Below are 10,161 nucleotides of genomic sequence, written 5' to 3'. Positions count from 1 at the left end.
CACCATCACGTCCTCGAGCGGCCGCAGCGAGATCACCGGTGAGCCGTACCGCAGTTCGGTCCCCGGGATCCGGCTGATCCGGAAGCGCTGGTTCACCATGGCCACGATGATGCGCAGCTCCAGCAGCGCCATGAAGTTGCCGACGCACTGCCGGGGCCCCGAGCCGAACGGGAGATACGCCATCCGCGGCCGCTCCTTGATGGCCTGCGGGGTGAACCGGTACGGGTCGAAGGCCAGCGGGTTCTCCCAGTGGCGCGGGTTGTGGTGGGAGACCAGCGGGGACAGCAGGACCGAGGAGCCCGGCTCGATGTCGTAGCCGCCGAGGGTGTCCGCCTCGACCGCCGCCCGGGGGAAGATCCAGATGGGCGGGTGCATCCGCAGGCTCTCGTCGACGACCATCTTGGTGTACGTCAGCGCCTCGGCGCTCTCCGCGTCCGGCAGCCCGCCGCCGAGCACCGTGGCGATCTCGGCGTCCAGCTCCTCCTGGACGCCGGGGTGAGCGGCGACCGACAGCAGCGTCCAGCACAGGGAGACGGCCGTGGTCTCGTGGCCGGCCAGATAGACCGTGAGCAACTCGTCCTTGATCTGCTGATCGGTCCAGGGCTCACCGGTGGCCGGGTCGGTGGCCCGCTCCATCAGCGCGATCAGCGGCCCCTCCCCCGTCTCGGCGTAACTCCGGCGCACATCGGCCACGATGCGGTCGAAGACCCGGTGGATCCTGAGGATCTTGCGCTGACGGTCCGTCGGCACCCAGGAGGGCAGCATCTCGGTGGCGGTGCCACGGCGGAACATCACCTCCACCACATCGTCCACGATCGTCTTCAGCAGGGCCGAGTCCGGCTTGATGTCGTAGGCGAACAGCGAGCGGGAGAGGGTGACGAGGGTCAGCCGCAGCATGTCGGTCATCAGGTCGACCGGCTCACCGGCGGCGGCCTTGCGCTCCCAGGTCTCCAGCATCTCCTCGGTGGCCCGGATGATGTTGGGGATGATGTCGGTGATGGCGTTCTTGAGGAAGACCGGCTGCACCGCCCGCCGGTGGGCGCGCCAGAACTCGCCGTCGGTGGTGAGCAGTCCCTTGCCCATGACGACGCCGAACTGCTCGTAGAGCGGGCCGCGGACGTAGTTGCCGTTGTTCTCCACCAGCACCCGGCGCACCGCCTCGGGCTCGGTCACCTGGTGCACCAGGAAGGGGCCGAGCCGCATCCGGACGATCTCGCCGTGGTCGCGCTGCAGACCGAGCAGGAATTCGGCGGTGTTCCGCTTCCAGGGGCCCAGACTGCCCAGCAGCGGGGCGCCCTTGGGGCCGGGTGCGGTGCGCGGCGCGGAGGTCGCTGTGGTCATCGGTGGTCTCCTTGCTTTCGCGGCCGCGGCCCGCGGGGCACCGGAAACAGGCGGCGCACGAAGAGATGGTCGAAAAGGACGTCGGAGGTGAGGCGCCGCAGGGCGATGGTGCTGTGCGCGAGGAGTCCGACGGGGTAGCGGGCGCGCGGCCGGGAGCCGCGGGCGCCCTTGGCCACCACCTTCGCCACCCGGCGGGCCACATCGTCCGCCTGGATCGCGAAGGTGCCCGCCAGGGTCCGGCGGCTGCCGGTGTAGATCGCCTCGAAGTACTCGGCGCTCTCCCGGCGGAAGGCCTCGTACGTCCGGCTCACCGGCCGCAGATTGGCCACGTAGGTGGCGCCGAAGCGGGTGGTGCGCACCGGGCCCGGCTCGACGAGGACGACCCGCACCCCGAAGTCGGCCACCTCGTTCCGCAGGGAGTCGCTGAGCGCCTCCACTGCGTGCTTGGTGGCGTTGTAGAAGCCCGAGCCGGGGACGGCGTAACGGCCGAAGATGGAGGAGATGTTGACGATGGTGCCGCCGCCGTGGGCGCGCATCGCGGGCAGCACCAGCTGGCTGAGCCGGACCAGGCCGTACACATTGGTCTCGAACTGCTCGCGCGCCTCGGCCAGGGAGGCCTCCTCGATACAGCCCGACATGGCGTATCCCGCGCTGTTGACCAGCGCCCCGACCGCGCCGTGCTCCGCCTCGACCTTGGCGACGGCGGTGGCCATGGACTCCTCGTCGGTGACGTCGAGCGCCATGGTGCGGATGCCGAGCGCCGTGAGCTCCGCCAGCGTCTCGGGCCGCCGCGCGGTGGCGTACACGGTGTGCCCGGCCCGGTGCAGCCGCAGCGCGCACGCGCGGCCGATTCCGGAGGAGCAGCCGGTGATGAGGACCGGGATGCCGGCCCCGGAGCCCGGGGCCGGCTCATGGGCGGTCACGCGGGGGGCGCGTCGAACGCCCCGAGCTGGGTGGCGAGGTCGTAGGAGTCCATGGAGAACCAGCTCTCCACGATCTTGCCCTCGTCGTTGAACTCGTCGATGACGATGCCGGGGATCTCCAGCTTGCGGCCCTGCGCCGGGATGAGGCCCGCGTAGTCGTCGCCGGTGTGGGTGCCGCGCGCGGTGAAGCGGCTGACGACCTTGTTCCCCTCCAGGATCCAGTCGTCCACGGTGACGTGGAGGTCGGGGAAGGAGGCGCGCTGCAGCCGCACCCACTCCTTCAGGTGCTCCACGCCCTCCTTGCCGTTGGCGGCGGTGCCGTGGCTGATGTGGTCCTCGGTGGCGCCCTCGTAGATGACGTCCAGATTGCCCTTGTTGAGGCACTCCTCGTAGTAGCGCTCGAGGACGGCCTTGTTCTGCTCGGGAGTGGACATGAACTGCCTTTCTATTCCGTCGTGTTTCCCAGCGGGCCGGAGAGTCCCGAGACGGTCGCCACGGGGTCCCCGGAGTCTGCGTCGGTGATCCGCCAGACGCCGAGCGAGGGATCGCCCTCGACACGGGTGGGTCCGCGCTCGGCGGAGTGCGGTGCGATCCGGCCGAGGATCAGGGGGTCGGCGGTGACCGAGAGGCCGTCGCCCTGAGTGGTGCACCGCCGCACCACGTTCTCCAGCGCGGCGATGGGAAGGGCCGTCCCGGGCACGTACGGCGTCGCCCACAGGTCGACCGGCAGACAGCGCGGGACCTCGGCCACCATGCGGCCTTCCGGCCCCGCCGCCCATGCGGAGAGCGGCACCACGGCACCGCGCCAGTGCAGGAAGGGTGGCCCGGAGCGGAGGGTGGTGGTCTGCCGGACATCGGGGCGCGGCGGGGCGGGCGGCCGTGTCGCGCCGGTCTCGTGGACGATGCGCAGGCTCGCCTCCGGGCCGTCCCCACCGCCCTCGTGGCGGTAGCGGACCTCCACGATCCAGTCGTGCCCCTCGTGGAAGCCGCGGATCTCGCGGACCAGCCGGATCGCGGGGCCGTCGAGGCGCAGCAGCGCCAGCGGCACCACGATCTCCTCCAGCGCACCGGCCCGCAGCGCCGGGAAGTCCTCCGGGACGATCCATTCGGCGGCCCGCAGGGCGTTCTCCAGCAGCAGGGAGGGCGGCAGCGCGGGGGTGCCGTCGATACGGAAGTCACCGAGCGCGGGGGTGTGTCCGGGGTCGAAGACGACGCGTGCCGTCAGCTGGGCGTGCGGCTCATAGGAGGTCACCTCGCCGAGGTGGAAGACCTTCGGATAGGCGGCGGCGAAGCCGGGCAGCGCGGGCACCACCGGATAGCCGATGGCCTGCCCCGGGTCGATGGCCTTGCCCAGCGGCCCGACGAAGGTGACCTCGCCCTCGGATCCCGCCAGCAGTTCGGCCCGCCAGCGCTCAAGACCGTCCGCCACGTCGATCGCGGCCATGTAGCGCAGCGTGGCGGCGAAGTTGGCGATCAGCCCGATGCGGTCCCAGGTGGGCCAGGCGAGGGTCATCACGGGGAACGCGGCCCGGCGGGCGGCCCATTGGCCGAGCCGCGCGAGACCGTCGTTGGCCGCCGCGTATTCGAGCTGGCCGACCATGCCGCCGAGCCGCCCGGTGAGGGAGCCGACGCTGCAGAAGAACTTCAGGTCGCGCCTCCGCACCTCCTCGAAGACGTTGAGGAAGCCCTCGATCTTGACCTCTACGGTGCGCAGGATCTCCTCGTCGGTCTTCTTCGGCAGCCGGGCGGAGGTGTCCACCCCGGCGTTGTGCACCACCCCGGCGAGCCGGCCGCCCTCCAGCGCGTCCTCGTGCCGGATGAGCTCGCGCACCTGGGCGCGGTCGGTGAAGTCGCAGCGCGCGTACTCGATGCGCAGCCCCTCCCGCCGGGCGGAGGTCACATGGGTGGCGAGCTCCCACAGCCGGCGGGTGCGGGCCAGCCGGCCGCGGACCACGGCGGGCGACTCGCCCTTGGTACGGCCCGCCCAGACCTGCTTCTCGTACGCCTTCCACCCGGCCTCGTCCACGCCGAACCAGGGCTCGTCCCCGCTCGGGAACGGCTCCCTGCCGGTCACCACGACCCGTAGGCCGTGCCGGGCGGCCAGCGACCGGGCCAGCTCCCAGCCGATGCCCCGGCCGCCGCCGGAGATCAGCACGGTGTCCTCGGGGCCGAGGGTGAGGGCGGGCGCGGCCACCGGCCGGTCCTCGGGGGTGAGGGTGTACCGGCGGCCGTCGCGGTAGCCGACCTCGATCTCACCGGTGCGGCCGAGCTCGGCGGCGACGATGCCGGGGAGTTCGGCGGAGGCGGCCAGGTCGATGTCGACGACGCGGGCGGCCACATTGGGGAACTCCCGGTGCAGGGTCTTGGCGAGCCCCGCCCAGATGCCGCCGAGCGGCTGCTCCAGTCCGTCCCGCGGATGCTGGCCCATCCCGCCGCCGAGGTAGCTGACGGCGAGATAGCACAGCCGGTCCGCGGCGGTCTCGGCCGCCCAGTCGTCGTAGACCCCGCGCAGCGCGGTCACGGTCTCGGTCAGCGCCCGCCGCCAGGCCCCGGCGGAGGCGGCCCGGTCCGGGTCGTACGCCCGGCCCACGGTGAGGTCGACGATGGCGTCCACGGGGCCGGGGCCTTCCGGCTCCCGGCGCACCAGCGCGCCGTGCTCCTTCAGCTCGCGCTCCACACCGGCGGCGATGTCCTCCTCGCCACCGATCAGCAGCACCCGCAGCCCGGCGAGCCGGGGGTGCGGCCCGGCGGGGCGGGGCAGTTCGGTGAGCCGCCACACCATCCGGGTCACCGGCTGGACCGGCGCGTTCTCCTGAGTCACCGTCATGTCCGGTCCTCCCCCGCCGGTGCCTGCTCCAGGGGAACGGCCTCGCCGGTCTCGGCGTCGACATAGCCGATGAGGGTGGCCCGCATGTCCTTCATCTGGAGCAGCATCCGGCCGTCGGGCCGCACCGCCACGAAGCGGTTGCTGATGGCGTCGGCCGTCAGATCGAAGCCGGGCGGGGTGACGAAGAGGTCGATGCCCTCCCCGGAGGCGGCCAGGTCGTGGTCGCTGATCTCCTCGTATAGATCGATCCGGCGGATCGACAGCGGCGCGGCCACCGGCACCAGATGCCCGTCGACCAGGTCCAGCACCCCCACCCGGGCCAGCCCGTCGAGCAGGATGCTCGGCACGGTGAAGCGGGACCACACCGGATCGCCGGCCGTGATGCCGGGCGCGTAGCGGGCGCGCTTGCCCCGGGGGTGGATCCGGGTGTCGGTGGTGGAGACGAAGGGGCCGGTCAGCCGCACCGGGGAGCCGGGCTGGTGGTACGGGTCGGGGACCGGAGTCTCCTCCCCCGTCGGCCACTCCTCCCAGCGCGGCGCGGTGGGCGCCTCGGTGTCGAGCAGCACCCGGGCCAGGAAGTGCACCCGGTCCTTGACCAGGACCACCCCGCTGGGCGCGACCACGTCCTCGGTGATCCGCACCTGGACGACGGTCACCTCCCCGGGGCTGTCCACCAGTTCGGCGCGGATGCGCCTGGGGCCGGCCGGGATGTCGCGGTAGACCCGCAGGAAGTGCTCGAAGCGCAGATCCTCGAAGGCGATCACCCGCTTGCCGGGGACCAGGGCCCGGGCGGCCTCGGCGGCCAGTTCGGTGACGAAGGTGCCGGGCAGGGTGGCCTCGCCGCGCACCGTGTGGTGTTCGAGATAGCCGTCGGTGTCCAGGTCGAAGGGGCACTCGTAGACCACGGACCGCTCATCGGACTCCACCAGCCGGCGCAGGAAGAACCCGGGCCGCTCCGCCTCGCCCGGGGTGCCCGGAGAGCCGGGGTGGTCCAGATGGCCGGGGTGGTCCAGATAGCCGGGGTAGAAGCGCTCCACCGTGGCGCGCTCGGCGTCGCCGAGGTGGACGACGGAGGGGCGCCGCACGGGGGCGTGGAGCTCCTGGACGAAGTGGTGGATGCCCTCGGCGATGGCCATGTTGCTGTACGAGCCGGCGCGCTCGTAGTACGCCTTGGTCAGCTCGTTGGCGCCCATGCCGACGCCTTCCCACAGCGTCCAGCCGATGGTGAACTCGTCCGTCGGCGAATCGGTCGCGCGGGTGTGGGTCGCGGCGGCGGCCAGGAAGTCGTTGGCCGCGGCGTAGTCGGCCTCCCCCAGCTGCCCGAAGTAGCCCAGCAGCGAACCGAAGTTGCACCACAGCCGGGGCGGTGCGGTGCGCAGGGCGCGCTTGAGGTGGAGGTAGGAGTCCAGCTTCAGATCGCGGATGGAGGTGAACTCGGCGAAGCTCTTGTCCTTGATCAGCCCGGAGCGCTGCAGCCCGGCGGCGTTGACCACCAGGTCGATCCGCCCACGCTCGTCCAGGACCCGCCCGATCGCCCGGTCCACCGCCGCGCCGTCGCGCATGTCGCAGGCGAGGTAGGTGACCCGGCCGGCGCCGCTGTGGGCGGCCATCTCGTCCAGGTTGCGCTTCGCCCAGCGGGCGTTGACCATGCGGTCGAAGGCGCGGTTGATGTCGGCCACGGTGCGGCCGTCGCGCCGGGCGATCTCCGTCTTGATGTAGCCGGCGCGGCGGGCGGCGAACTCCTCGTCGGTGCCCTGGTACGTCTCCGGCGGGTAGTCGTCCAGGGAGTTGCTGCCCAGGACGTAGATCCGGGGCCGGAAGTGCTCGGCCACCGCCTTGACCACCTCGGCGGTGATGCCCCGGGCGCCTCCGGCGACCACCACGACGGAGTCCGGGCCGAGGACGGCCGGTGCCCCCGCTCCCAGGTCGTTCGGCTCGTCGGAGAGCAGATACGCCTTCCGTACGCCGTCGAGGTCGAACACCGCGGGGAAGACCCGCTCGGCCGCGCTCTCCTCCTCGGCGCGGGCCATCGCCTCGGTGAGGTCGGTGGCCGAGGTGCACAGTGTGAAGGCGAGGCAGGCGTCGCGTTCCAGGGCCGCGGTCTTCCACAGCCCGGTGAAGAGCCCGGTGTACGGATGCGGGATGCCGCCCGGCGCGGCGCCCAGCAGCAGCGCCACGGCCGAGGAGCCGGGGTCGCCGAGATCGTCGTAGAGGTGCTGGAGGGTCAGATAGGCGGCGTCGTGCAGGGCGGTGAGAGCGGGCGAGGGGCCGTCCGTGGCCGCCCGGCCGAGGTCACCCACCACCCTGAGGTGGGTGACCCCGGGGCCCGCGCCCGCCAGGGCCCGGCGGACCGACTCCTCGGTGACCTCGGACAGGTGGTGCCAGCCGGGGCGCGGGGCCGCGAGCGGCGCCGTGGACAGGACCGTGAGGTCCGCGTCCGGCGGCGCGGCGGCGGCGAGCGGTTCGGGGGCGTCGGTGAGCACCACCGCCCCGGCGGGCAGGAACGGGACGCGCTCGCGCACGGGGCGCGCGGGCAGCTCGGTCAGGACGGGCACCTGGCGGCGGACCCGTACCGGGGTGCCGTCCGCGAGCCGTCCGCCGGTGGCGAACGCGTCGGGCAGCGCGGCCGGGACCGCCTCCCGGCCCTCGGACTCCCGGCCGTCGGACTCGGGGCCGTCGGACTCGGGGCCGTCACCCGGGATGGTCAGCCGGAGCCGGGCCCCTGCGGCGCCCTCGCTCTCGTCGGTGGCGATCTCCACGGTCCCCGAGGGCCGGTGCAGCGCCTTGAGGACGGTGAGGCCGCCGGCCGCGCCCAGATAGCGGGCGTGCTCGGGCGCGGGCGTACCGCACAGCAGGATCTCCTCCGGGGCGGCCTCCCCACGACCCGTCTCGACGGCGCCGAGCGGTTCGTCCACGTACGCGAGCACCTCGAGCCCGGCGGCGCGGGCCCGCTCCTCGGTGGTCAGGGCGAACAGGAAGGCGCCCTCGGCGAGTTCCCGGGCCTCCGGCGGCAGCAGCTCGCCGATCAGCGTCCGGTACTCCGGGAGGCTGTTGCCGTTGATCCCGCCCGCGAGCGCGAAGTCCAGCTCACCGGTGCGCAGATAGCGGCCCGCGGAGGTGATGGAGGAGACGGCGGAGGCGAAGCCGGAGTCCATCGTCATGTTCGGGCCGTTGAGGTCGAAGTAGTTCGCCACCCGCGCCGAGATGATGTTGGGCATCTGGCCGGGGAAGGAGTCCTCGTTGGAGGCCGGGATCATGCCGCGGACGCGGTCGCCGAGCCGCTCCAGGACACCGGGCAGGGCGTCGGAGGGCAACTCGCCCAGCGCCTCGGCGATGTCGTCGAGATAGCAGCGGTTGGCGTAGAGCATCGCGGCGCGGGTCGGGCCCATATGGCCGACGAACACCCCGGTCTTGAGCGCCCGCTCCTGCCAGAAGTCCGGCATCTGGTCGCGCAGTTGATGGGCGCACTCCACGATCATCAGCTGGCAGCGGTCCAGGGCGCGGATGGTCTTGGGAGGCAGCCGGACCTTGCTGAACGGCGGCGCCGGGTACTCGTCGCCGAAGCTGTCGCGGGGGCGCGGACCGCCGCCCAGCCACTGGGTGACCTCCTCGCGGCCCTCCAGCCCCGGCAGATGGGCCGACCAGCCGACGATCGCCACCCGGCTGCCGGTGTCCGGGACCTTGGTGACGGTCGCGGGGGCCCGGTCGGTGGCGGTGGCGTTCGCGGCGGCGGGGCGCGCCCGGTGCTCGGAGACGATCAGATGGGCGTTGGTGCCGCCGAAGCCGAAGCCCGACACCGCGGCCAGCCGCGGGCTGTCGGACTGCTCCGGCCAGCTCTTGTGCTCGGGGGTGATCTCCAGTCCGGTCTCGGCGAGCCGGAAGTCCTCGCGGGGCTTGGAGAAGCGGAACTGACCGGGGATGGTGTGCTCGGCCAGGCCCAGCAGGTTCTCGATGAGCGAGACCACGCCGGCCGCCCAGCCGGTGTGGCCGATCAGGGACTTGTTGGAGGTCACCGCGGCGGGTCCGGCGGTGCCGTAGTACTCCCGCAGCGTGGTGAACTCGGCGAGGTCACCGGCCGGGGTGCCGGTGGCGTGGGCGTTGACCCAGCTCACCGCGCCGCCCTCGACCTCGCCCGCCTCCAGGGCGCGCCGCACCGCGAGGCTCTGACCGGCGGCGTTGGGGGCGTAGATCGCCTTGCCCTTGCCGTCCGAGGACGAGCCGAAGGCGCGGAGCACCCCGAGCACCTCGTCACCGTCGGCCCGCGCCCGGCTCAGCCGCTTGAGGACGACCAGCGCGGCGCCGTCGGCGAAGATCACGCCGTCGGCGTCCTCGTCCAGCGCGTGCACCTCACCGCGCTTGGAGAGCCCCTGGAGCTTGGAGAAGAGCACGGTGCCGCGCGGCGCGAGCGCGAAGGCACCGCCGCAGACGGCGATGTCCTGCTTGCCCATCAGCAGGCCCTTGGCCGCGATGTCGATCGCGTACAGCGACGAGGAGCAGGCGGTGTCCACCATGTGCAGCTCGGTGGAGGGCGGCAGCAGACCGCGCATCGCCAGCTCTCCGACGCGGTGCGGCAGGAAGCGCGAGCGGTCCTGGCCGGCGCGCCAGTAGCGGCGGTTCAGGGCCGCCTCGATGTCACCGCCGAGGGTGGTGCGCTCGCCGTCGTCCAGCGGCAGGTCCCCGAGGATGTCGTGCGTCATCCGGGTGACGCTGTCCAGCACCCCGGCCTCTTCCAGGTGCTGACTGCCGTCGGGGGTGTAGCCGACCACGAAGGAGCAGCGGTCGGAGTCCTGGTGGCGCACTCCGTCCAGCGCCTGGACCAGGCTGTGGCGCAGCCACATGGTGGTCAGCTCGTGGTCGTCCGCGCCCTCGGCCATGCTGTCGACGGAGCCGGGGGCGGCCTGGAAGTCCGTGATGAAGACGCAGCGGTCGGCGTACGCCTTGTCCTCGGCGGCGGTGTCGACGGCGTGGAAGTTCTCGTGCCGCCAGCGGTCCCGGGGGATCTTGACGAACAGCTCGTCACCGGTCGTACGGAGCTTCCAGAACTCCTCGGGGCTGTTCGCCCCGGCGACC

The 10,161-nt window shown here is 72.7% G+C and carries 5 protein-coding genes; all 5 read right to left on the bottom strand.

The window, feature by feature from the left end; translation table 11 throughout:
* The coding region (locus GWI24_RS32805) for a cytochrome P450 (RefSeq protein WP_210949700.1) at positions 1–1,341 on the bottom strand (1,341 nt) is incomplete at its 3' end.
* Positions 1,338–2,264 carry an SDR family NAD(P)-dependent oxidoreductase gene (locus tag GWI24_RS32800; protein WP_210949699.1) on the bottom strand — a complete coding sequence of 309 codons (927 nt, stop codon included), beginning with the start codon at positions 2,262–2,264 and terminating at the stop codon, positions 1,338–1,340. The genes GWI24_RS32805 and GWI24_RS32800, both read right to left, overlap by 4 nt.
* Positions 2,261–2,698, bottom strand: coding sequence for an ester cyclase (locus GWI24_RS32795; RefSeq protein WP_162001940.1), 438 nt, complete (start codon positions 2,696–2,698; stop codon positions 2,261–2,263). The genes GWI24_RS32800 and GWI24_RS32795 overlap by 4 nt, the downstream gene beginning before the upstream one ends.
* An 11-nt stretch (positions 2,699–2,709) precedes the next feature.
* The gene (locus GWI24_RS32790; protein ID WP_210949698.1) at positions 2,710–5,091 is read right to left on the bottom strand and encodes an SDR family NAD(P)-dependent oxidoreductase; all 2,382 of its coding nucleotides are present in this window, start codon (positions 5,089–5,091) and stop codon (positions 2,710–2,712) included.
* Positions 5,088–10,161 (bottom strand): SDR family NAD(P)-dependent oxidoreductase (locus tag GWI24_RS32785; protein ID WP_210949697.1); only part of this gene is annotated, 5,074 nt, incomplete at its 5' end. The genes GWI24_RS32785 and GWI24_RS32790, both read right to left, overlap by 4 nt.

Source organism: Streptomyces sp. MK37H, assembly GCF_018035285.1.
GTDB classification, from domain to species: Bacteria; Actinomycetota; Actinomycetes; order Streptomycetales; family Streptomycetaceae; genus Streptomyces; species Streptomyces endocoffeicus.
The sequence above is the reverse complement of the archived record's forward strand: the minus strand, read 5'-3'. Positions and strand labels throughout refer to the sequence as shown.

Bases quoted from the DNA above. Each gene is read 5' to 3' on its own strand.
- GWI24_RS32790 (WP_210949698.1), bottom strand. From the start codon at position 5,091: ATGACGGTGACTCAGGAGAACGCGCCGGTCCAGCCGGTGACCCGGATG.
- GWI24_RS32795 (WP_162001940.1), bottom strand. From the start codon at position 2,698: ATGTCCACTCCCGAGCAGAACAAGGCCGTCCTCGAGCGCTACTACGAG.